The following is a 22,571-nucleotide window of genomic DNA, read 5'->3' on the forward strand; positions in this document are numbered from 1 at the left end:
CCGGGACGACCCGTCATCAGAGGGTGACCAGCGGACGGAGGTCGGCGTACTTGCGGGCTCCGATGCCCGCGACCTGCCGCAGCTGGTCCAGGGCGGTGAAGCCTCCGTGGGCCTCGCGGTACTCGACGATGTGGCCGGCGAGGACGGGTCCCACGCCCGGCAGGGAGTCGAGCTGCTCGGCGCTGGCGGTGTTGAGGCTGACCGGGGCGGTGGGACGGCCGCCCGCCGCACCCCGGGGTGATGGCGCAGCCGGTGAACCCGGTGCGGCGGACGCGCCGACGAGGATCTGCTCGCCGTCGACGAGGACGCGGGCGAGGTTGAGGCCGGTGGTGTCGGCACCGCGTCGCGGACCGCCGGCGGCCCGGAGGGCGTCCGCCACCCGCGAACCGCGCGGCAGGGTCCGCAGCCCCGGACTGCGGACCTTGCCGGAGACGTCCACCACCACCTGGGCGGCGGGCCCGGGCGAGGGGCGGGGAGGGGCGCCGGCCGGATCCGCGCCGGGCGGGGCGAGCGCGGCGGCCGCCGGGGTGGGGCCGGGAACGCCGCCGGGGACCGCGACCGACGGGACCGGGACGGAGCGGGGCCGGGCGGACCGGAAGTGCTGCACGCCGTAGCCGACGGCCAGCAGGAGGAGCACCACCAGTCCGGCGACTGCGCGGCGGTCGAGGTCCGGCAGGTCGGGCAGGGCGCGGGCGAGTCGCGCGGCCCACCGGTAGGGAGGGGTTCCGGCCCGGGCCCGGGTGCGTACGGCGGCGCGGGCCTCGTCCGTGCCGTCGCCGCCCTCGCCGTCGGATTCAGGCGGAGGCGGGAGCAGGGTCGCGGGAGGAGCCGGGTGCGGATCCGGGCGAGAGGGAAAACCGGGGCCGGGACGGGGACCGGCATCGTGGAGGGCGTGCGGCTGGCCGACCCCCGCCGCGGAGGCGGGGGCGGCTGAGGACAGCGGCCCGGACCCCCCGGACGGGAGCGGGGACGGCTGCGGCTGCGGCTGCGGCTGCGGCTGCGGCTGCGGCTGCGGCTGCGGCTGCGGCAGGACGGCCTCCAGGCGGTGGCGGACGAGCGCGCTCACCTCCCGGCGGCGGGTGCCGGACGGGGTCGTGGGACTCATGCCCCGGGACGCTAGGCGAGGCCGGCGACCCGTGGGCGGAACGGCCGGCAGGCTGTGGACAACCCCGGGGTGTGGACGACTCCGTTCACCCGTGGGGGTGAAAAGGAGCCCGCCCGGCCCGGTCCCGCCGGCCTCACCACCGCCACCACCGCCACCGCCACCGCTGCGACCGTCACCGCCACCACCGCCACCACCGTCAGCGGGGCGACACCACCACCGCCAGCAGGCCCGGCCCCACGTGGGCGCCGATGACGGCGCCGACCTCGCCGACGTACAGGTCGCGCAGGCCGGGGATGCGGCCGCGCAGCCGCTCGGCGAGGGGCTCGGCGCGGTCCTCCGCGGCGAGGTGGTGGACGGCGACGTCGACCTCGGCCTCGCCGGCCCGCTCCACGGCGAGCTCCTCCAGCCGGGCGATGGCCCGGGAGGCCGTGCGGACCTTCTCCAGCGGCTCGATGCGGCCGCCCGACAGGTGGAGCAGCGGTTTGACGGCCAGCGCGGAGCCCAGCAGCGCGCGGGCCGCACCGATGCGCCCGCCGCGCCGCAGGTACTCGAGGGTGTCGACGTAGAAGTAGCCCGCGGCCCCGGCCGCACGGCGCCCGGCGGCCTCCGCGACCTCCTCCGGCCCGCAGCCCCGCTCCGCGGCCTCGGCCGCGGCGAGCACGCAGTACCCCAGCGCCATGCCGACCAGGCGGGTGTCGACGACCTGGACGGGCAGCCCGGCGGAGGCCGCGGCGAGCTGCGCGGCCTCGTGGGTGCCGGAGAGCTCGGCGGAGAGGTGGACCGACACCACGGCGTCCGCACCGGCCTCGGCGGCGGCGCGGTAGGCGGCGGCGAACGCCTCCGGGCCCGGCCGGGAGGTGGTCACCGTCCGGCGTGCCCGCAGGGCCTGGGCGACGTCCTTGGGCGACGCCTCGATCCCCTCGGCCAGGACCTCGTCGCCGACCACCACGCTGAGCGGCACCACGCCGATCCGGTGGCGGTCCACGGCGTCCTGCGGCAGGTAGGCCGTGGAATCGGTGACGAGGGCGACGTGGGCGGGCATGTGCGGGAGGTTACCCGCAGGGGGGCGGCGCGGGACAGGGGGCCCGGGAGGACGGAGGACGCTCCCCCGCAGGTGGCGGCGGGTCCCCGGTCAGCCGGCGGTGGGAGCGCCGGGCTCGGGGCGGGGCTTGCGGAGGCGGTCCGCGAGCCCCAGGGCGTCGGCCGCGCTCGGCGCGCGCCCGGCGGAGATCCCGCGCCGCGGGCGGGGACCGGCCGCATCGGCGGGCGCGGGGGCCGGGGCGGAGGCGGGCTCGGGGGCCCCGGGGGCCGGCGGAGCGGCCGGGGCCCAGTGGCGGAGCGCCCCGGCCTCCGTCTCGCACTCCCGGCCCAGCCGCGCCAGGTCGCTGTCGGAGAAGTGGTGGGCGCGGTCCTGGGCCGCCCAGCGCAGCGACTCGGCCGCGTGGGTGAGGCGTCCGGCCCGTTCGCGCAGCTCGGGCAGCCGTGCGTCGACCCGCGGGGCTCCGGGCTCCCGCTCCAGCAGGCGCAGCTCCCCGTCGAGGGCGCGGGCGTGCTCGTCGAGGCGGGCGAGGAGCTGGAGGGCGTCGCCGAGCTGGGGGTCCGCACCGACGCCGGACTCCAGCATGCGGCGGGTGGCGGTGAGCGACTCGCGGACCTCCAGACGGAGGGCGGCGATCCGGCCCTGCGGACCGGCCTGGGTGTACTTGCGGGCCTTCAGCGCCGCGTCCTCGACCGCGCGGCGGGCCCGGTCGCCGTGCTCCTCGACCTTGCGGCCCACCGCCCTGCCGGCCTTGACCGCGGCCACCGCCAGGAGGGCGAGCAGGCCGAGGACGAGCAGCGCGATGACGCCGACCACGATGCCGACCGCCTCCATGGGTGCCACCTCCGTGCGGGCTGCCCCGGTCCGTCGTCCGGGGCGGTCCCCCCACGGTAGCCCGAGGTCCGCCCCGGGGGACCCGGCAATCCGGGCGGAGCGGAGGAGTTCAGGGACGAGTGGGGGTTGTCCCTGACGCGAGGCACCCCTGACGTGCGGCAGAACCCGCACGGAGCGGGCCGGGGCCGGAGCAGGCCGGGGCCGGAGCAGGCCGGGGCCGGAGCAGGCCGGGGCCGGAGCAGGCCGGGACCGGGGCGGACCGCCACCGGCCCGGGGCCGGACATGCGGCGGGGCCGGCCGCAGGGGCAGAACCCCTGCGTCCGGCCCCGCCGCCGATCCGGCCGGTCCCCGGCCGTCAGCCGGTGACGATGTTGACCAGCTTGGGCGCCCGCACGACGACCTTGCGCACCGGCGCGCCGCCCACGGCCCGGACCACGGCCTCGTCGGCCAGGGCCAGCGCCTCCAGCTCGGCGTCGCCGATGCCGGGCGGCACCTCCAGCCGGGCCTTGACCTTGCCCTTGATCTGGACGACGCAGGTGACGGTCTCGTCGACCAGGTACGCCGGGTCGGCGACCGGGTAGTCGGCGAAGGCCAGCGACTCGCCGTGGCCCAGGCGGCGCCACAGCTCCTCGGCGATGTGCGGCGCCAGCGGGGCCACCAGCAGCACCAGCCGCTCGGCGACGGAGCGCGGGGTGGAACCGCGCTTGACCAGGTGGTTGTTGAGCTCCGTGGCCTTGGCGACCGCGGTGTTGAAGCGCAGCCCCTCCATGTCGCCGCGGATGCCGTCGACCGCGCGGTGCAGGGCGCGCAGGGTGGCGTCGTCCGGCTCCTCGTCGGTGACGACCGTCTCGCCGGTCTCCTCGTCGACGATGTTGCGCCACAGCCGCTGCAGGAAGCGGTAGGAGCCGACGACGGCCCGCTCCTCCCAGGGGCGGGAGACGTCCAGGGGGCCCATCGCCATCTCGTACAGGCGCAGCGTGTCGGCGCCGTACTGCTCGGCGATCTGGTCGGGGGCGACGGTGTTCTTCAGGGACTTGCCCATCTTGCCCGCCTCGCGGCGGACCTCCCGGCCCTCCCAGTAGTACCGGCCGTCGCGCTCCTCGACCTCGGCGGCGGGGACGGGGAAGCCGCGCTCGTCCCGGAAGACGTAGGCGGTGATCATGCCCTGGTTGTACAGCTTGTGGAACGGCTCGAAGGACGAGACGTGCCCCAGGTCGAACAGGACCTTGTGCCAGAAGCGGGCGTACAGCAGGTGCAGCACGGCGTGCTCGGCGCCGCCGACGTACAGGTCGGCGCCGCCGGCGGGCTTGCCGTGGCGCGGGCCCATCCAGTACTGCTCGGCGGCGGGGTCGACGACGCGGTCGGCGGAGACCGGGTCGACGTAGCGCAGCTCGTACCAGCAGGAGCCGGCCCAGTTGGGCATGGTGTTGGTCTCGCGGCGGTAGCGCTTCGGTCCGTCGCCCAGGTCCAGCTCGACGTTGACCCACTCCTCGGCCCGGGACAGCGGGGTCTCGGGGGAGGTGTCGGCGTCGTCGGGGTCGAAGGTGCGCGGCGAGTAGTCGTCGATCTCGGGCAGCTCGACCGGCAGCATCGACTCGGGCAGCGCGTGGGCGACGCCGTCCTCGTCGTAGACGATCGGGAAGGGCTCGCCCCAGTAGCGCTGGCGGCTGAACAGCCAGTCGCGCAGGCGGTAGTTGACGGTGCCCTCGCCCAGACCGCGCTCGGACAGCCAGGCGGTGATCCGCTTCTTGGCCTCGACGACGCCCAGGCCGTCCAGGGTCACGGAGTCGTTGGCGGAGTGGACGATCGCCGCGTCGTAGGAGGTGAAGGCGTCGTCCCACGTCGAGGGGTCGGTGCCGCGGCCGTCGTCGGGCTGCACGACGCAGCGCATCGGCAGGCCGAAGGCGCGGGCGAAGGCGAAGTCGCGGTGGTCGTGGGCGGGCACGGCCATGATGGCGCCGGTGCCGTAGCCCATCAGCACGTAGTCGGCGACGAAGACGGGGACCCGCTCGCCGCTGACGGGGTTGACGGCGTAGGCGCCGGTGAAGACGCCGGTCTTCACCTTGGCGTCGGCCTGCCGCTCGACGTCGGACTTGGCGGCGGCCTCGGCGCGGTAGGCGGCGACGGCCTCGGCGGGGGTGGCGGCGCCGCCGGTCCAGTCCTCGCGGACGCCCTCGGGCCAGGCGGCGGGGACGATGCGGTCGACCAGGTCGTGCTCGGGCGCCAGCACCATGTAGGTGGCGCCGAACAGGGTGTCGGGGCGCGTGGTGAAGACGGTGACCGCGGCCCCGCCGTCGGCGTCCACGGCGAAGTCGACGCGGGCGCCCTCGGAGCGGCCGATCCAGTTGCGCTGCTGCAGCTTGATGGCCTCGGGCCAGTCCAGCAGGTCCAGGTCGGAGATCAGGCGGTCCGCGTAGGCGGTGATCCGCATCATCCACTGGCGCAGCTTGGCCTTGAAGACGGGGAAGTTGCCGCGCTCGGAGCGGCCGTCGGCGGTGACCTCCTCGTTGGCCAGCACGGTGCCCAGGCCGGGGCACCAGTTGACCGGCACCTCCTTGGCGTAGGCCAGGCGGTGGTCGCCCAGGACCTCGTCGCGCTCGGCGGGGCTCAGCTCGGCCCAGGGGCGGCCGTCGGGGGTGGGGCGCTCGCCGGAGGCGAACTGCGCGACCAGCTCGGCGATGGGGCGGGCGCGGCCGGCGGACCCGTCGTACCAGGAGTCGAAGATCTGCAGGAAGATCCACTGCGTCCAGCGGTAGTAGTCCGGGTCGATGGTGGTGACCGACCGGCGGCTGTCGTGGCCCAGGCCCAGGCGGCGCAGCTGGGCGCGGAAGACCTCGATGTTCGCCTCGGTGGAGACCCGGGGGTGGGTGCCGGTCTGCACCGCGTACTGCTCGGCGGGCAGGCCGAAGGCGTCGTAGCCCAGGGTGTGCAGGACGTTGTGCCCGGTCATCCGCTTGTAGCGGGCGTAGACGTCGGTGGCGATGTACCCCAGGGGGTGGCCGACGTGCAGGCCCGACCCGGACGGGTACGGGAACATGTCCATGATGAAGGCGTGCGGCTTCGCGGAGACGTCGCCGGCCGCCGGGTCGGCCAGCGGACCGGCCGGGTTGGGGGCGTGGAACGTCCCCTCCTTCTCCCAGAGGTCCTGCCAGCGCGCCTCGATGTCGGCAGCCAGCGCGGCTGTGTACCGGAAGGGCTCGCCGGCGGCGGTCTCGGCCGCGCCCGCAGCAGGGGTCGTCTCGCTCATCGTCCTCAGGACTCCATCGGTGTCAGGTTGCGGACCGTCACGTCAGCCGGAAATGAAAAAACCCCTCTGCATGAGGGGTCGCCGCGCCGACTCCGGCCTGTCCGCCAGGCGTCGGCCGGTACTGGTCAGCGCGGCCGGCTAAGGAGCAGGCGCACGGTTCGCACGGGGTCAGGGTACCGCAGGGGCGCCACGGCCCGCTCGGACCGCCGGCGGGGCGCCGGAGCCGCACCGGGGAGGGGCGCGCCGCACCGCGCGGACGGGGCGCGCGGGAAGCGGCCGCGCGCCGGGCCGGACCGGCCGCACCCGGCGACGGGGCGGGCCGGCACAGGGCAGCGGGCGAGGCGTCGCGGGAGCGGGCCGCGCGCACCGGGCGGATGCGCACCGGAGGCCGCCGGGGAATCCCCCCGGAAATACCCAGGGAATCCTCCGGAAAGGCGGCCGGGGAATTCCCCGGAGGATTCCCCTTTCCCGGGACTCCTTACGGAGGAATGACGACTGGAGGCCCCTGACGGCAACGGAAGGCGCGCAACATGCCCGCAAAACGGTCATAAGCACCGGCCGCGACCCCTACCCTAAGTGAGTCCTAAGAGGCCCCTAACGGTGGCGGTGGAGAATTCCCGGCAATGCCTCCGGGGCCGTTCCGGCCACTGCCGCGGCTATAGCATCGCCGTGTCATCGGCTTTCGGGCCAAGACCCTGGAGGGCCCCTCGTGAACACCAAGAGCACCCAGCCGCGCCGGCGCGCCGCACTGCGGGGCGCGGCCCGCCTCCGCGACGCAGCCACCGGAGGGGGCGGCGGCCTCAAACGCCTGCCGTTCCCGCTGTTCCTGGTGCTCGTCACCGTCTCGGTGACCATCACGTCGACGGCCGTGCGGGCCTTCTCCAGCCCGGCCGGCAAGTCGTGGATGGACAGCGCGTCGCTCGGGGTCCTCAACTTCCTCGACTTCTTCATCGGCGTGGTCACCCTCGTCTCGCTCACCGGCTCGGTGGTGTGGGGGCTGATCTCGACCAACCAGTCGGTCCTCAAGCCGCACCAGCGGGTCTTCTCGCAGGCCGTGCACCGCGGCATCTCCACCGCGGCCCTAGCGGCGCTCCTCCTCCACATCCTGGTGAAGATCTCGTTCGGCGAGGCCGCGCCGGTCGACGGCGTCATCCCGCTGGGCGGGGTCGGCACACCGGTGGCCGTGGGGCTGGGCACCGTCGCCGCGTACCTGATGGTCGGCGTCGCCGTCACCGGCATCCTGCGCAGCAGGTTCGCCCACGGCCGGTACCCGTGGATCTGGCGGCCGGTCCACGTCATGGGCTACGCGTCCTGGCTCATCGGCCTCACGCACGGGCTCACCGCCGGACGGCCCGGCAAGTGGTACGTCCTGTGGGGCTACGGGCTCTGCGTGGCGGCCGTCGCGCTCGCCGTGCTGGTCCGCGCCCTCGGCAACACGGGCAAGAGCGCGGCGGAGCTGGAGTCGACCCGCAGGCTGATGGCCCGCGACCTGGTGGTCGGCCCCGGCGGGGCCGACCGCCGCCCGGCCGCGGCGCGGAGCGGGGCGGCCGCCGGCACCGCCCGGGACATCCCGCTCACCCGCGACCTCCCGATCCCCGGGCCGACCGGGGCGGAGCCCGCGGCCCCCTCCGCACCGGAGCCGACCACCGTCATGCCGGCCGCGCCGTCGTACGCGGCGGAGCCCGGGGCGGTCCCGGCCGCCGAACCGGTCCGGCCGGCCGTGCAGCAGCCGGAGCCCGTGCAGCCGCAGCAGCCGCTGTACGCACAGCCCGTCGCGGCGCAGCAGCAGCCCGTCCTCCAGCCGACCGGGTCGGTGGTCGACACGGGCGAGTTCTCCGCGCGCTTCGCCGCCGAGTGGGACACCGGTGAGCTCAACGCGCTGCTCGACGCCGGGCAGCGGCAGTACGCGGCGGCGCAGGCCGCGGGCGTCCCGTACACCGGCGACCCCTACGCCGCCGCCCAGCAGGCGGTGGCGGCGCAGCAGGCGGCCGCGCAGTACCAGGCCTCCCAGCCCCTGACGGCGCAGCCCGTGATGCCCCAGCCCGCGATGGCGCAGCCCGTGCCCGCGCCGGCCTCCCAGCCGACGGCGCCCCAGGCCGCACCGCAGGCGTACGCCGCACCGCAGGCGTACGCCGCCGGCGGGTACCCGGCGGCCGGGCAGCAGCCCTACGCGGGCTACGCCGCCGACCCGTTCTCCACGGGCGCCGTGCCGCAGGTGCAGGCCCCGGGCGTCACCCTCGGCGCGGCCGCGGCCCCGCTGCAGTACCTCCCGCCGACCGCCCCGGCGGACCCCTTCGCCACCGGCTCCTTCCCCCAGATGCCGGCCACCGGGTACGGCTACCCCGCGGCCCCCCAGCCGCAGCCGGCCCCGATGCCCGGCCCCGCTCCCGCCGCCCCCGGCGCCGGACCGGCCTACGGCCAGGTCCCGGCCGCCTACTCCGCCGACCCCTGGCAGGCCCGCTGATGACCACCCCCGCCGTGACCGACGTCCCGGAGGTCCTCCGGATCGGCCCCGCCCGGCTGACCGCCGGCCTGGACGCCGACCTCCGGCTCGACCACGCCGCGCACCAGCGCGCCCACGGCCCCCTCCCCCGCTACGACCTCGACGGCCTGATCGCGCTCGCCGAGAAGATCAAGCTGAAGGGCAAGGGCGGCGCGGGCTTCCCCTTCGCCCGCAAGCTCCAGGCCGTCGTCCGGACGGTGGAGCGCCAGCGGATCGCCCCCGCCGTCGTGGTCAACGCCACGGAGGGCGAGCCGGGCAGCGCCAAGGACCGCATGCTGCTGGCCCGCGCCCCGCACGTCATCCTCGACGGGGCGGGCCTGGTCGCGGACGCCCTGGGCGCGGCCTCCCTCGCGATCGGCGTCGACGAGGGGAGCCCCGGCGTCACCTCGATGCCGCCCGCCGTGGCCGAGCGCAGCTGGGACATCCCGGTACGGGTGGTCTGCCAGCCCGACCGGTTCACCTCCGGCGAGGGCGGCTCCCTGGTCCGCGGCGTCAACGGCCTGCCCGCCATCCCCCCGAGCCGCAAGATCCGCACCTCGGACGGCGGCAACGGCGGCGTCGACGGGCGCCCCACCCTGCTGTCCAACGCGGAGACCTTCGCGCAGCTGGGCATCGCGGCCCGCCTCGGCCCCGACGCCTACGCGGTGATCGGCACCGCGGCCGAGCCCGGCACCGTCCTGCTCACGGTCAACCGCCCCGACGCCGGCCGGCCGCTGGTCGTGGAGGCCCCCGCGGGCACCCTCCTCGGCGACGTGCTGGACGCCGCCGGGGTCTCCCCCGGACAGGGCGTGCTGGTCGGCGGGTACCACGGCATGTTCCTGGACGCCGACGCCGCCGTGAGGGCGCCCTGCTCCCGCGCCGGCATGTCCGCCGCGGGCGGCTCCTTCGGCGCGGGCATCGTCATCCCCGTCCCCGAGGACACCTGCCCGCTGGGCGAGGCCGCGCGGATCGCCGAGTGGCTGGCCGTCCAGTCCGCCGGGCAGTGCGGGCCGTGCCGGATGGGCCTGCCCGACCTGGCCCGGGTCCTCACCGACCTCGCCAACGGCGGCGGCGGCACCCGCGCCCTGGAGGAGGCCCGCCGGATCGCGGGCGGTGTGATCGGGCAGGGCGCCTGCTCGCACCCGGACGGCTCGTCCCGCTTCATCCTCTCCGCGCTCACCGCCTTCACCGACGACCTGGCCAACCACAGCCTGCGCGGCGGCTGCGGGCGCCGGGTGCGGGGGGTGATGCCGCTCTCCCCGTGGGGGCCGGGACAGGACCAGGACCACCTCGGCGGCCCCACCCTGGTGGTCGACTGGCAGCGGTGCCGGGCGCACGGGCTGTGCGCCGCCCTGGCACCCGAGCTGTTCAGCCTGGACGCCCACGGCTTCCCCGTGGTCAGCAACGCCCCCATCCCGGTCTGGCTGGAGAGCGAGGCCAAGCGGGCCGTCAACCAGTGCCCGGCGCTGGCGCTCCGCTTCGGCAGGGACCGCTGACCCCGGGGTCCGGGGCCCGGACCCCGGGGTGCCGGCACCCCGGGGAAGCAGGAAGGCCGCCTCCCCATCGGGGAGGCGGCCTTCGCGAATCCTGTGGAGCTTAGGGGATTTGAACCCCTGACCTCTTGCATGCCATGCAAGCGCTCTACCAACTGAGCTAAAGCCCCTCGACCTGCTGCGCCGCCGGTCCGGAGGCCTTTCGGACCTCCCCGGCGACACCGCTCACTCTACACGGTCGCGGGGCCGGTCCACGAATCCCTTACCGGCGCGGGGGCGAACGCGGAACGGGCCGCCTCCCGGTCTGGGAGGCGGCCCGTCTCGCGGTCGCTGTGGAGCTTAGGGGATTCGAACCCCTGACCTCTTGCATGCCATGCAAGCGCTCTACCAACTGAGCTAAAGCCCCGTGGAGCCTAGGGGATTCGAACCCCTGACCTCTTGCATGCCATGCAAGCGCTCTACCAACTGAGCTAAGGCCCCGTGTTCCCCCGCGCCTTCCGGCCTTCCGGTCGGCGCTGCGAACGAGGAAGACTTTAACGGGTGGCCTCGGCATTTGGCCAATTGGCCTCTCGCCCCTCCCCGCCTGGGCGGGCAGGGAGGGAGGACGGGGCGCGGCGCCGGGGTGCGGCGTGCTCCGCGGCCCGGCCCGCCCCTCGCGCGGCGCCGCCGGACGGCGCCGTCGCGCGTCACCCCGGGCGCCGCCCCGGGTACCGCCTCAGGCACCGCCTCAGGTGTCGTCGCCGATGACCGGCTCGGGCAGGGTGCCCGCGTTGTGCTCCAGCAGCCGCCAGCCGCGGGCGCCGCGGCCCAGGACGGACCAGCAGCAGTTGGAGAGGCCGCCCAGCGACTCCCAGTGGAAGGGCTCCAGCCCCAGCAGCCGGCCGAGGCTGGTGCGGATGGTGCCGCCGTGGCTGACCACCACCAGGGTGCCGTCCGCCGGCAGCTTCTCCACCGCCTCCAGGATCACCGGCACGGCCCGGTCGGCGACCTCGGTCTCCAGCTCGCCGCCGCCGCGCCGCACCGGCTCGCCGCGCTTCCACGCGGCGTAGTCCTCGCCGTACTTCTGGCGGATCTCGGCGTTGGTGAGCCCCTGCCAGACGCCGGCGTAGGTCTCCCGCAGGGCCTGGTGGCGGGCGACCGGCAGGCCGGTGACCGCGGAGAGCTCCGCCGCGGTGTCCGCGGCGCGCCGCAGGTCCGAGGCGATGACGGCGTCCGGACCGAGGGCCGCCAGCAGGCGGGCGGCGCGGCGCGCCTGCGCCACGCCGGTCTCGGTCAGGGCGATGTCGGTGGTGCCCTGGAAGCGGCCCTCGAGGTTCCACGAGGTCTGCCCGTGCCGCCAGAAGACGACGCGCGGACCGCGCCCCGGGCCGTTCAGCTGAGACTCCCGTCCGCGGCCTCGACGGCGTTGCCCGCGGCGTCGGTACGGGCGTCGGGGCGGTTGCGGGTGGCCTTGGCGTCCTCGGGCAGGTCCAGCTCGGGGCAGTCCTTCCAGAGGCGCTCGAGGGCGTAGAAGGAGCGCTCCTCGGAGTGCTGCACGTGGACGACGACGTCGATGTAGTCGAGCAGGATCCAGCGGCCGTCGCGCTCGCCCTCGCGGCGCACCGGCTTGACGCCGCACTCCTTCAGCAGCCGCTCCTCGATCTCGTCCGAGATGGACTTGACCTGGCGGTCGTTGGGGGCGGACGCCAGCAGGAAGGCGTCGGTGATGGCGAGCACCTCGCTGACGTCGTAGGCGACGACGTCGTGGGCGAGCTTGTCGGCAGCCGCCTGCGCGGCGGTGGTGATGAGCTCGGTGGCCCGGTCGGTAGCGGTCACGATCTGCTTTCGGTAGGAGGTGGATGCGCCTCCCAGGATCTCACGGCGCGGGGAGGGGCCGGTGTCCGTACCGGCCCCTCCCCGCCGCCGGGCTACTGCGGGGCCTTCGGCCTGCCCTTGTAGTCCTGGCCGAGCACCACCAGGATGTCGGCCGTCTGGCCGCCGGGGGCCTTCTTCACCGAGGTGGCGGGCACGTCCAGGGTGAGCGCCAGCTGCCTGGCGTCCCCGGCCCGGGCGTCGTCGGTGTAGCGGATCTCGGTGCGGGCGGCGGTGGCGGCGGCCCTGCCGACCGGCGGCACGAAGGTGTAGCCGCCGTTGACCACCTGGACCTGCGCGTCGGCCGCGCGGCCGCGGATGCCGGTGGCGTCCTGGACGGCCACCCTGGCCGGTCCGGAGCCGCGGTCGGCGTTGTGGACGGTGCCGCCCAGGACCTCCTTGACCAGCGCCCCGGCGGTGGCCTCGTCGACGGTCCCGTCGGCCTTGACCGGGAGGGTGCGGACGGCGAACCGGTCCTTCGCGGCGTGCGCGGAGAGCGCGGCGAGGGACGCGCCGAGCTGCTTCTCGGAGAGGGACGGGTCCATCACCGCGTTCATCCGCTTGACCACGTCGGTGGCGGCGGAGGAGTCGGCGGGCATGGCCTTGACGACGGCGGCCAGCACCTTGCCGAAGCGGGCGAGCTGCGCGGCGGGCCGCTCCCCGGGGGCGAGGAGGGTGGCGTAGGCGACGGCGGCCTGGCCGTTGAGGCTGCGGGACGGGCCGGCCTGCACCAGGGTCTTCCCGTTCTGGGTGACGGGGGCGTCGACGTCGGCCGTGATGCCGCCGAGCTGGTCCACCAGGATCTGCAGGTAGGGGGTGTCCAGCCGCCAGGTGCCGGCCACGGGGGCGCCGAGGGTGGTGGCGAGGGCGTCCTGGGTGCCGCCGGCGCCCTGGGCGGCCAGGGAGGCGCCGAGGGTGGTGGAGCCGGAGCCGCCGCCGTCGTCGGGGAGCAGCAGGGCGCCGGGGAGGAGGAGGGCGGTGCCCTTGTCCCCGGCCGGGTCGTCGACCAAGAGGGCGGTGGTGGTCCTCCCCTTGAGGTCGTGCAGGTGGAGGGCGATCACCTCGCGCTTGCCGGCCGGCCCGCCGTCGGCGGCCGGTCCCCCGAGCACCCCGGACTTCCAGAGGTAGCCGGCGGCGCCCAGCGCGACCAGCGCGAGCGCGACGACCAGGGCGACGACGCGGTTGCGGCCGCGGCGCTTGCGCTCGTCGCGGCGCTCGGTGCGGGTCTCGGCGAACTTCAGCCAGTCGATGACGTCCTCGGACTCCTCCTCGTCGTCGACGAAGGTGAACTCCTCGCCGTCGTAGGAGGAGCCGGGGGCGGCACCGGGGCCGGGCGCGGTGCCCGGCCGGGCGCCGGGCCGCCGGGGGGCCTGGGCGGTGCGCTGCCGCGGCGGGGCGGCGGCGGTGGCGGCGGCCTGCCGGGCGTCCTGGGGGGCCTGCGCCGCCGCGGGGCCGGCGGCGGGGTGCCCGCCGGTGGCGTACCCGTCGCCGTACCCGCCCCCCTGGCCGGGCTGCTGCGGGGGCTGCTGGGGGGCGTAGCCGCCCTGGCCGCCGTAGGGGTCCACGGCCGGGTACTGGCCGGTGCCGTACCCGTCGCCGTACCCGCCCCCCTGGCCGGGCTGCTGCGGGGGCTGCTGGGGGGCGTAGCCGCCCTGCCCGCCGTAGGGGTCCACGGCCGGGTACTGGCCGGTGCCGTACCCGTCGCCGTACCCGCCACCCTGGCCGGGCTGCTGCTGGGGCTGCTGCGGGGCGTAGCCGCCCTGCCCGCCGTATGGGTCCGCGCCGTAGCCGCCGCCCTGCCCGCCGTAGGGGTCGGCGGCGTACGGACCGGCGCCCCGGCCGTCCTGCCGGTACGGCGCCGGGCCGCCGGGGGCGCCGGGCGGCGACCAGTCGCCGGGGTCGTCCCAGCCCTCCCGGTCCTGCCGGTCCGCGGGCACGTAGCGCCCCCCGGACCAGTCGTCGCCCCCCGGTCCCCTGCGGTCTGCCGATCCGGTCACGCCGCCCCTCAAGGTCTTCCGATTGCCTCTGTGCCGGCCGTCAGCCGCCGCTGGCGGTCTGGCCGCCCCTGCGGTGGTAGAGCCTGCGCTTGTCGATGTACCGGACAACGCCGTCGGGGACCAGGTACCAGACCGGCTCCCCGCGGGCGACCCGCGAGCGGCAGTCCGAGGAGGAGATGGCCAGTGCCGGCACCTCGACCAAGGACACCCCGCCCTCGGGCAGTCCGGGGTTCGTCAAAGTGTGCCCCGGACGGGTGACTCCGATGAAATGTGCGAGGCCGAACATCTCCTCGGCGTTCCGCCAGGACAGGATCTGGTCCAGGGCGTCCGCGCCGGTGATGAAGAAGAGGTCGGCGTCCGGGTGCTCGGCCCGCAGGTCGCGCAGGGTGTCCACGGTGTAGGTGGGGCCCTCGCGGTCGATGTCGATCCGGCTGACCGAGAACTGCGGGTTGGAGGCGGTGGCGATGACCGTCATCAGGTAGCGGTCCTCGGCCGGGGAGACCGCCCGGTCGCTCTTCTGCCAGGGCTGGCCGGTGGGCACGAAGACCACCTCGTCCAGTGCGAACAGGCTGGCCACCTCGCTGGCGGCCACCAGGTGCCCGTGGTGGATCGGGTCGAAGGTTCCGCCCATCACGCCGATGCGCCGCTTCACCGGCGCACCGCCGTCCTCGGCCTGCTGTTCCATGCCGCCTCACCTTACGGGATGCGCCCGGGTGCGGAACCGGCCCTCCGCCCGTCGGGCGGAGGGCCGGTCGGCCGGGGTCGGCGGCCGGCGTCGGACGGCCGGACTGCGGCTCAGCGGTCGCGGTTGAAGCGGGTGGTGATGAAGAGCAGGACCAGGAGGGCCAGCAGGGCGCCGCCCCCGGTGAGCGCGGGGTTGAGGCTGTCGTGGTTGCCGCCCTCGGCGAGCAGGCTCAGGGCGTGGGCTGCGGCAGTGGTCATCGTCTGCTGGACCTTCTCGGCTCGGAGGGCGGATGCGTGCTCATGGTACGGGTGGGGCCCGCGCAACCGCGCGGCGGCTCCGCGCGTCTCAGCCGGTGTGCGGGGCACCGGTCCCGGCCAATGGGCCGGACCGCGGCCGGCGGCGGCGGCAGGTCAGCGGCCGTCAGGCGGCCGACCGGCAGCCGTTCAGCGGTCGTTGTCGCGGCCGGCCTTGGCGATGGCCCAGGCCAGCAGGACGACGCCGACCACGGCGGCGATCAGCACGATGCGCAGGAAGAGGCCCGGTCCGCCCTCCCCGGAGATGGGGCTGGCGAGCACGGTCAGGGTCTCGGACGGCACGGGCGGCATGGTCAGGGCTCCTCGGTCGGGGTGCACTGCCCAGCGTAGACCGGGGCGTACCGGACAGCGGCCCCGCCCCGCCCCGCCGACAGGGGCGACGGGGCGGCCCCCGGCGCCGTAGGGTGGCCGGCGGGGACGAGTACGAGCAGGCGACGGACGAGGCGGACGGCGGGGGGCCCGTACCTCACGGGGAACCGCGCCGCGCAGGAGGTACTCACGACATGACCGACCCCACCCGCGGCAGCGGCGTGCCCGACCGGGCGCGCAAGAGGTTCCCCGGCATCTCGACCCGGGCCTGGGAGCACCCGGCCGACCGCTCGGCCCTGGTGGCCCTGCGGAAGCTCTCCGGGTTCGACGACGTGCTGAAGAAGCTCGCCGGGCTGGTGTCCGAGCGCAGCGTGCGGCTGATGTTCCTGGCGACGGCCGTCAGGGCATCGGAGCGGCAGTTCCCGCACATCCACGACATGGTGCGCGACGCCGCGTACGTCCTGGACCTGGAGAAGGTCCCGGAGCTCTACGTGACCCAGGACCCCCGGCCCAACGCCATGTGCATCGGCATGGAGACGCCGGTCCTCGTGGTGACCACCGGCCTGGTGGAGATGCTCGACGAGGAGGAGCTGCGGGCGGTCGTCGGCCACGAGGTGGGGCACGCGATGTCCGGCCACGCCGTCTACCGGACGATGCTGCTGATCCTGACCGGCATCGCCGCCCGGATCGCCTGGCTGCCGCTCGGCAACATCGCGATCACGGCGCTCATCACGGCACTCAAGGAGTGGTTCCGCAAGTCGGAGATCTCCTGCGACCGGGCCGGGCTGCTGGTCGGCCAGGACCTCCAGGCGTCCATGCGCGGGCTGATGAAGCTGGCGGGCGGCCACCACCTGGCGGAGATGAACGTGGACGCGTTCATCGAGCAGGCGGAGGAGTACGAGCGCGCCGGGGACCTGCGCGACGGCGTGCTCAAGCTGCTCCAGCTGCTGCCGCAGAGCCACCCCTTCGCGACGGTCCGGGTGGCCCGGCTGAAGAAGTGGGCGGAGAGCGAGGAGTACCGGTCGATCATGGCCGGGGCCTACCCGCGGCGCGCCGACGACCCGGACACCTCCGTGGGCGAGCAGTGGCGGGCGACCGCCGAGTCGTACGCCCGGTCGGTCAAGGAGAGCAAGGACCCGCTGATGGGCCTGATCCGCGACATCACCGGGGGCGCGGGGGACGTGGGCGGCAGGATCCGCGACGTCTTCAGCGGCTCCGGGGCGCGCGGCGCGGGGACGGACGGCTCCGGGGCGGACGGCGCCGCGGAGGGCAAGGGCTCCGGCTCCGGCGGCAGCTGAGCGCCGGCCGCGGGGGCCGCACCCGTCCCGGGAACGGGCGGGCGCGCCCCCGCGGCCGCACCCCCGGCCGGAGTGGAGTGGCTCAGCCGGCGGCGGCCAGATCGGCCATCGGCCCGCCGAGGACCCCGCACACCTGCCAGGCGGGGCGGTGCAGGCGGTCCAGCGGGTCGATCCCGGCGGCCGGGCCGGCGACGGCGCCCGCGGCGGGCTGCCCGGCCAGGACGGGGCGCAGGTAGCGGCTGGTGTCCGCGTCGCACGCCATCGGCCCGGCCTGGACCACGGAGTCGACCAGCCGCACCTGGGAGGCCGCGATGTCGTCGCGGTCGAAGCGGAAGCGCAGCTCGCGGCGGACGGTGAAGAGGGTCACCGGCGCACCGGGCACGGAGAGCTGGTCGGGGTCGAACGCCGTCGTGGGGGTGGCCGACGGCGAACCGGAGGCGGGCGACCCCGCAGCCGACGGCCCCTGACCCGGTGCTGTGCCGCCCGGGAGGGCGGTGGCGGTGCCGCCCGGGGCGGCGGGAGCCGCGGCCGACCCGGGGAGGGCCGGCCCGGGGACGGCCGACCCGGAGGCGGGCGACCCGGAGGCGGGCGACCCGGAGGCGGTCGGCCCGAGGACGGTCGGCCCCGCAGGACCGGGCACGGATGCGGCGGTGCCGTCCGCCGGGGAGGACGGACCGGTGCGCGGCGCCGCCTGCAGGGCGTAGACGAAGGTGTGGTCGGTGAGCACCTCGAGGGTGTCGTCGTCGGCGTCGCGGAAGGACATGGTCCCGGTGACCTTCACCTTGGAGACCGCGAGCGTGACCTGCGCGGGGTCGAAGCGCACCATCCAGCCGGTCGCCGCGTGGTGCAGGTCGTCCCTCGGGTTGCCGACGCTGTCGTCGAACTGGGCGCGCTGCGCCGGCACCAGCAGGTCGCGGACGGCGCCCGTCCCGCCCTCCACCAGGACCTTGGAGTCCAGCGAGGAGGCGAAGAGGAACTGCTGCACGGCCGCCAGGGCGCGGGTGACCTGCTCCTCCGGGAACCGCTTGGTCGCCGTGGGGGCCGGCAGGGTGAGGCCGACCATGCCGTCGGCGAAGCCCGCGCCGTCCGTGCGCCGGTCGAAGCGGGCGAAGGGGCCGTCGGTCGTGCTGCCGCCCGCCGCCCGGGGCGCCGAGCGCGGCGCCAGGGGGACCACCGTCGTCGTGAGGAGGGTCCGGCTCCGCTCGGGCTGGCGGTAGGGGTGGCGGACGCCCATGTAGACGGCGGCCGCGAACGCGACCGCTATCAGCAGCATCAGTGCGAAGGCCTGCCGGGGCAGCAGCGCGGCCGACCGGGGGCCGCGGCCGGACGGCCTGCGGTCGGTGAAGCCCAGGCGCTCCCGGGCGGACAGCTCGCGGATCCGGGCAGCACGGACGAACGACTCGTCGAACACGACGGATCGGAACTCGTCATCCCCGCCGGGAACGCCCTCGGGCGCGCCCTCCGGAGGCTCCTCCCGGCCACCCATGCCCACAAGGGTAAGTCTCCCGGGCGTCTGCGAACGATGCCGGTCCGGTCACGTTCTGACACGGAATCACCGAAGTCCCTTGCGGGACACGGCAGTCGGGGTGCAGGGCGGCGTTCCCGGGCCGTTGTCCGGCCGTACGCCGGGCGGCTCCCGGACGGCCGACGGGACAGCGGGACGGCGGGACGGCGGGAGGAGAGGACGGCAGGAGGAGAGGACGGCAGGAGGAGAGGACGGCAGGACGACGGCGGAAGGACGGGACCCCGCGCCGGAGCACCGGGCCGCGCACGCAGCCGGGCGTGCCGGCGGTCAGCCGCCGGAGGCGGCCGAGGGGGCGCTGACCACGGGGGGACGGGGCACGTCGGCGGCCGGGCTGCCGAAGCTGCCGCTGTCGGGACGCGACGGTGCGGGCGCGGCGGGCCCGGTGGTGCCCCGGTAGACGGCCGCGACGGCGACGGCGACCACCCCGAGCCCCATGACCACGGCGAGGAACCAGGCCACCGGCCGGTGCCAGCGGACGTGGGCGGAGGCGCGGCGCCCGCGCGGACCGGGGGCGCGGCGGCCGGAGAGGCGGCTGCGGTGCACCGCCGGGCCGGGCCAGTCGAGGTCGTCCTCGTCGCCCCGGTACGGGCGCAGCTCCTCCGGCAGGCCGTCGTCGGCCGGGTCGCGGGGGTCGTCGGCGCCGCCGTACGCGCGGCCGGCGCCGGTGGCCTCCAGCTCCAGCCGGGCCTCGACGGCGGCGAGCATCCGCTCGTGGGCGGAGGGCTCGTGCACGGTGGCGGCCCGGACGAAGGCCTCGTCGAAGACCACGGCTGCGAACGCGTCGTCCGCACCGCCGTGGTCGGCGCCGTCCGGGTACGGCGAATCCCCCACATCCTCGGGCACGGACTCAGCGTATTACCGCGGGGGCCGTTTGTCTGTGGCTCGTCCCAAAGCCCCTCCGACCCGGCCGGACCCCGCAGCGGTGCGCCCGCGCGGACCGGCGCGCGGGCACCGCGTCCGCCCCCGGGCCCGCCTCCGCGCCGCCCCCGTACGGCCGCGGGCCGCCCCCGTGCGCCGCCCCGGGCGGTCCCTCCGGCTGCCGGGGGGACCGCCCGGGGGGACCGGCCGGGAGACCGCCGGAGGGGCGGCCCGGGGTGCGCGCACCCCGCCGCCCGTCAGGGACGGACGTGGCCGTCGCCGGTGAGGATGTACTTCGTCGACGTCAGCTCCGGCAGGCCCATCGGGCCGCGGGCGTGGAGCTTCTGCGTGGAGATGCCGATCTCCGCGCCGAAGCCGAACTGGCCGCCGTCGGTGAAGCGGGTGGAGGCGTTGACGGCGACCGTGGTGGAGTCGACCAGACGGGTGAAGCGGCGGGCCGAGGCCTGCGAGCCGGTCACGATCGCCTCGGTGTGGCCGGAGGACCAGCGGCGGATGTGGGCCACCGCGTCGTCGAGCGAGTCGACCACGGCGGCGGCGATGTCGTACGACAGGTACTCGGTCTCCCAGTCCTCGTCCGTGGCCGGGACGACCACCGCCGGACCACCGTGCGCCCGCGCGGCCTCGACCACCGCCGGGTCGCCGTGCACGGTCACCCCGGCCTCGGCGAGGGCGTCCAGCGCGAGCGGCAGGAAGGCGGGGGCGGCGTCCCGGTGCACCAGCAGCGTCTCCGCGCTGTTGCAGACGCTGACCCGCTGCGCCTTGGAGTTGAGCAGGACGTCCACGGCCATGGAGAGGTCGGCGCCGGCGTCCACGTAGACGTGGCAGTTGCCGGTCCCGGTCTCGATGACGGGGACGGTGGACTCCTCCACCACGGTGCGGATCAGCGAGGCGCCGCCGCGCGGGATCAGCACGTCGACCAGGCCGCGGGCCCGCATCAGCTCCTTGACCGAGTCGCGGCCCTCCCCCGGCACCAGCTGCACGGCGTCGGCGGGCAGGCCGGCCGAGGCCACCGCGTCGCGCAGCACCTCCACCAGCTTCGTGTTGGAGCGGTAGGCGGAGGAGGAGCCGCGCAGCAGCACGGCGTTGCCGGACTTCAGGCAGAGGGCGGCGGCGTCGGCCGTCACGTTGGGACGGGCCTCGTAGATGATGCCGACCACACCGAGCGGCACCCGCACCTGGCGGACGTCCAGGCCGTTGGGGAGCGTGTAGCCGCGGACGACCTCGCCGACCGGGTCGGTCAGGCCCGCCACGTCGCGGACGTCGGAGGCGATGGCGGCCACCCGCTCGGCGGTGAGGGTGAGCCGGTCGACCATGGAGTCGGGGGTGCCCGCCTCCCGGGCGCGGGCGACGTCCTCGGCGTTGGCGGCGGTGATCTCCGGGGTGCGGGCCTCCAGCGCGTCCGCGATCGCGAGCAGCGCGGCGTCCTTGGCCGCGCGCGGGACCGGGGCGAGCGCGGCGGCCGCCTCCCGGGCGCGGCGCGCGGCGGCGAGGACGGGCGACTCTGCGGCGTGGGCGTCAGTGCTGGTCATGACCGAAGGGTACTGAGCCGGGCGGCGCGGTCCACGGTTCTTTCCACCCGCTGAGACGGCGGGTCGCCCTGCGGACGGGGCGGGCGGGGGGCGGCGGGCCGGGCGAACGGACGGCCGGGCCTGCCGGGCCGGACGGACCGGGCCCGTCGGGCGCCCGGGACGGGCGTCCGCTCAGTACGGGTGGACGCCGCCCACGGGGGCCGGGGGGCCGCCGTGCCCCTGTGCGGCGCGCGTGAGGTACGTCTCCCGGTCCACGACCTCCAGGCCCACGATCTCCCAGGCCGGCAGCCCGGCGGTGGCCCGGTGCTCGCCCCAGAGCCGCAGCGCGATCGCCGCCGCGTCGTGGAGGTCGCGGGCCTGCTCCCAGTAGCGGACCTCGGCGTGGTCGGCCGCGTAGCGGGCGGTGAGCAGGAAGGGGTGGTCCTGGGCGAGCCGCTCCAGGCCGCTGCGCAGCTCGGGCAGCGGCGTGCTGCGGCCGGCGACGCTGAGGACGACGTGCCAGAGCCGCCCCTGCTCGGAGGGGACCGCGGCGGCCCCCTGTGCCTGCGCGGGCACGGTCACGGGGGCGGGCACGGGCGCGGGGCCCCGCCCGGGTGCGGGTCTCAGGGCACGGCCTCCGTCGATGCCGGTCAGGGGCCGCTCCACCGGTCCTCCGGACAGCGCTTCCTGACGCCTGCGTCCCACCGGGGGCCTCCTGTCCGGCGCTGTCGTCGCCGGGCCCGACCGCCTCCGGGCCCGCTCACACCCCTGCTCCCGCCGCGCCTCAGCCGCGCAGCACCACCAGGTCGTCGCGGTGGACGACCTCGCGCTCGTACGCGGGACCCAGCTCCCGGGCCAGGTCGTGGGTGGACCGGCCCAGCAGGTGGGGCAACTCCCTCGCATCAAAGTTGACCAGTCCGCGGGCGACGATGTGGCCGTTTTCGTCAAGAAGGTCCACGGGGTCGCCCGCGCTGAAGTCCCCGCGGACGCCCGTCAGGCCCGCGGGCAGCAGCGACTTGCGGCGCTGGACCACCGCGTCGACGGCGCCCGCGTCCAGGCTGAGCGCCCCCCGCGGGCTGCTGGCGTGCGCCAGCCACAGGAGGCGGTCGGCGGCACGGCGGCCGGTGCGGTGGAAGAGGGTGCCGGTGGGGCGCCCGGCGAGGGCGTCGGCGGCGCTGCTGGCCGCGGTGAGGACCACGGGGATGCCCGCGCCGGTGGCGATCCGGGCGGCCTCCACCTTGGTGACCATGCCGCCGGTGCCCACGCCCGCCCTGCCGGCGCTGCCGATCTCGACGCCCTCCAGATCGTGGGGGCCGCGCACCTCGGCGATGCGGCGGGTGCCGGGCCGGGCCGGGTCGCCGTCGTACAGGCCGTCCACGTCGGAGAGGAGGACGAGCAGGTCGGCGCGGACCAGGTGGGCGACCAGGGCCGCCAGCCGGTCGTTGTCGCCGAACCGGATCTCGGCGGTGGCGACGGTGTCGTTCTCGTTGACGACCGGGACCGCGCCCATCGCCAGCAGCTGCTCCAGGGTGCGGTAGGCGTTGCGGTAGTGGGCGCGCCGGCCGGCGTCCTCGGCGGTGAGGAGCACCTGGCCCACCCGGATGCCGTAGCGGGCGAAGGAGGCGGTGTAGCGGGCCACCAGCAGGCCCTGGCCGACGCTGGCGGCGGCCTGCTGCCGGGCGAGGTCGCCCGGGCGGGCCCCGAGGCCGAGCGGGGCGAGGCCGGCGGCGATGGCGCCGGAGGAGACGAGGACGACCTCGGTGGGCGGCTCGTCGCCGCTGCGGGGGGCGCGCACCCGGGCGAGCACGTCGACGAGGGCGTCGACCCGGTCGGCGTCCAGGCCGCCGGAGGCGGTGGTGAGCGAGGACGACCCCACCTTCACCACGATCCGCCGCGCCCGCAGGACGTCCTCCCGCAGGCCCCCGCCGTCGTTCCCGCCGTCGTTCCCGCCGGTGTTCCCGTCCCCGGCTCCCGCTGCGGCCACCGCCACGCCCTCATCTCCCGT

The 22,571-nt window shown here is 76.3% G+C and carries 18 protein-coding genes and 3 tRNA genes; 3 read left to right on the forward strand and 18 right to left on the reverse strand.

Going from position 1 to position 22,571, the window contains the following annotated elements:
* Window positions 1-16: 16 nt before the first annotated feature.
* From LO771_RS09900 to leuS, 4 genes are all read right to left on the reverse strand, one after another.
* On the reverse strand, window positions 17-1,105 hold the full coding sequence (locus LO771_RS09900) for a ComEA family DNA-binding protein (RefSeq protein ID WP_230649952.1): 1,089 nt from the start codon (window positions 1,103-1,105) through the stop codon (window positions 17-19).
* Window positions 1,106-1,301: 196 nt separating this feature from the next.
* Window positions 1,302-2,147 (reverse strand): DegV family protein, encoded by an 846-nt coding sequence (locus LO771_RS09905; RefSeq protein ID WP_230649955.1) that lies wholly within the window; start codon window positions 2,145-2,147, stop codon window positions 1,302-1,304.
* Window positions 2,148-2,237: 90 nt separating this feature from the next.
* Window positions 2,238-2,978 (reverse strand): hypothetical protein, encoded by a 741-nt coding sequence (locus tag LO771_RS09910; RefSeq protein WP_230649958.1) that lies wholly within the window; start codon window positions 2,976-2,978, stop codon window positions 2,238-2,240.
* Window positions 2,979-3,333: 355 nt separating this feature from the next.
* Complete coding sequence (leuS, locus tag LO771_RS09915) at window positions 3,334-6,225, reverse strand: leucine--tRNA ligase (protein ID WP_230649961.1); 2,892 nt, start codon at window positions 6,223-6,225, stop codon at window positions 3,334-3,336.
* Between the two features lie 709 nt (window positions 6,226-6,934).
* Here leuS and LO771_RS09920 point away from each other — a divergent pair.
* Together LO771_RS09920 and LO771_RS09925 are read left to right on the forward strand one after the other, a co-directional pair.
* The gene (locus LO771_RS09920) at window positions 6,935-8,689 is read left to right on the forward strand and encodes a hypothetical protein (protein ID WP_230649964.1); all 1,755 of its coding nucleotides are present in this window, start codon (window positions 6,935-6,937) and stop codon (window positions 8,687-8,689) included.
* Window positions 8,689-10,203, forward strand: coding sequence for an NADH-quinone oxidoreductase subunit NuoF family protein (locus tag LO771_RS09925; RefSeq protein WP_230649967.1), 1,515 nt, complete (start codon window positions 8,689-8,691; stop codon window positions 10,201-10,203). Before LO771_RS09920 ends, LO771_RS09925 begins: the two co-directional genes overlap by 1 nt.
* A 94-nt stretch (window positions 10,204-10,297) precedes the next feature.
* Here LO771_RS09925 and LO771_RS09930 read toward each other — a convergent pair.
* The 9 genes from LO771_RS09930 to LO771_RS09970 all read right to left on the reverse strand — a co-directional run bounded on the left by LO771_RS09930 (window position 10,298) and on the right by LO771_RS09970 (window position 15,329).
* Window positions 10,298-10,370: transfer RNA gene (locus LO771_RS09930), tRNA-Ala, on the reverse strand.
* A 163-nt stretch (window positions 10,371-10,533) separates the two neighbouring features.
* Window positions 10,534-10,606 (reverse strand) — tRNA-Ala (locus LO771_RS09935).
* A gap of 1 nt (window position 10,607) precedes the next feature.
* Window positions 10,608-10,680 (reverse strand) — tRNA-Ala (locus LO771_RS09940).
* A gap of 247 nt (window positions 10,681-10,927) precedes the next feature.
* Complete coding sequence (locus LO771_RS09945) at window positions 10,928-11,575, reverse strand: histidine phosphatase family protein (RefSeq protein WP_230650250.1); 648 nt, start codon at window positions 11,573-11,575, stop codon at window positions 10,928-10,930.
* On the reverse strand, window positions 11,572-12,015 hold the full coding sequence (rsfS, locus tag LO771_RS09950; protein ID WP_230649969.1) for a ribosome silencing factor: 444 nt from the start codon (window positions 12,013-12,015) through the stop codon (window positions 11,572-11,574). The genes LO771_RS09945 and rsfS overlap by 4 nt, the downstream gene beginning before the upstream one ends.
* Before the next feature lie 92 nt (window positions 12,016-12,107).
* The gene (locus LO771_RS31300; protein WP_308188871.1) at window positions 12,108-14,048 is read right to left on the reverse strand and encodes an LCP family protein; all 1,941 of its coding nucleotides are present in this window, start codon (window positions 14,046-14,048) and stop codon (window positions 12,108-12,110) included.
* Between the two features lie 40 nt (window positions 14,049-14,088).
* Window positions 14,089-14,733, reverse strand: coding sequence for a nicotinate-nucleotide adenylyltransferase (gene nadD, locus LO771_RS09960; protein ID WP_230649972.1), 645 nt, complete (start codon window positions 14,731-14,733; stop codon window positions 14,089-14,091).
* A 110-nt stretch (window positions 14,734-14,843) separates the two neighbouring features.
* Window positions 14,844-14,990 carry a hypothetical protein gene (locus LO771_RS09965; RefSeq protein WP_230649975.1) on the reverse strand — a complete coding sequence of 49 codons (147 nt, stop codon included), beginning with the start codon at window positions 14,988-14,990 and terminating at the stop codon, window positions 14,844-14,846.
* 186 nt (window positions 14,991-15,176) lie between these two features.
* Window positions 15,177-15,329 carry a hypothetical protein gene (locus tag LO771_RS09970; protein WP_230649977.1) on the reverse strand — a complete coding sequence of 51 codons (153 nt, stop codon included), beginning with the start codon at window positions 15,327-15,329 and terminating at the stop codon, window positions 15,177-15,179.
* Window positions 15,330-15,550: 221 nt separating this feature from the next.
* Here LO771_RS09970 and LO771_RS09975 point away from each other — a divergent pair, with 221 nt between their 5' ends.
* A complete protein-coding gene (locus LO771_RS09975) occupies window positions 15,551-16,654 on the forward strand; it encodes a M48 family metallopeptidase (RefSeq protein ID WP_230649980.1) in 1,104 nt (367 codons plus the stop codon).
* Between the two features lie 82 nt (window positions 16,655-16,736).
* On the opposite strand, the gene LO771_RS09980 is transcribed toward LO771_RS09975, so the two are convergent.
* The 5 genes from LO771_RS09980 to proB all read right to left on the reverse strand — a co-directional run bounded on the left by LO771_RS09980 (window position 16,737) and on the right by proB (window position 22,484).
* Window positions 16,737-18,140, reverse strand: coding sequence for a hypothetical protein (locus LO771_RS09980; protein ID WP_230649983.1), 1,404 nt, complete (start codon window positions 18,138-18,140; stop codon window positions 16,737-16,739).
* Between the two features lie 306 nt (window positions 18,141-18,446).
* On the reverse strand, window positions 18,447-19,022 hold the full coding sequence (locus tag LO771_RS09985; protein WP_230649985.1) for a hypothetical protein: 576 nt from the start codon (window positions 19,020-19,022) through the stop codon (window positions 18,447-18,449).
* A 272-nt stretch (window positions 19,023-19,294) separates the two neighbouring features.
* On the reverse strand, window positions 19,295-20,587 hold the full coding sequence (locus tag LO771_RS09990; protein WP_230649988.1) for a glutamate-5-semialdehyde dehydrogenase: 1,293 nt from the start codon (window positions 20,585-20,587) through the stop codon (window positions 19,295-19,297).
* A gap of 171 nt (window positions 20,588-20,758) precedes the next feature.
* Window positions 20,759-21,271, reverse strand: coding sequence for a hypothetical protein (locus LO771_RS09995; protein WP_230649991.1), 513 nt, complete (start codon window positions 21,269-21,271; stop codon window positions 20,759-20,761).
* Window positions 21,272-21,350: 79 nt separating this feature from the next.
* On the reverse strand, window positions 21,351-22,484 hold the full coding sequence (proB, locus tag LO771_RS10000) for a glutamate 5-kinase (protein WP_230650256.1): 1,134 nt from the start codon (window positions 22,482-22,484) through the stop codon (window positions 21,351-21,353).
* Between the last annotated feature and the right edge of the window lie 87 nt (window positions 22,485-22,571).

Origin of the sequence: Streptacidiphilus sp. ASG 303, from assembly GCF_020991365.1 — a bacterium.
Taxonomy (GTDB): Bacteria; Actinomycetota; Actinomycetes; order Streptomycetales; family Streptomycetaceae; genus Peterkaempfera.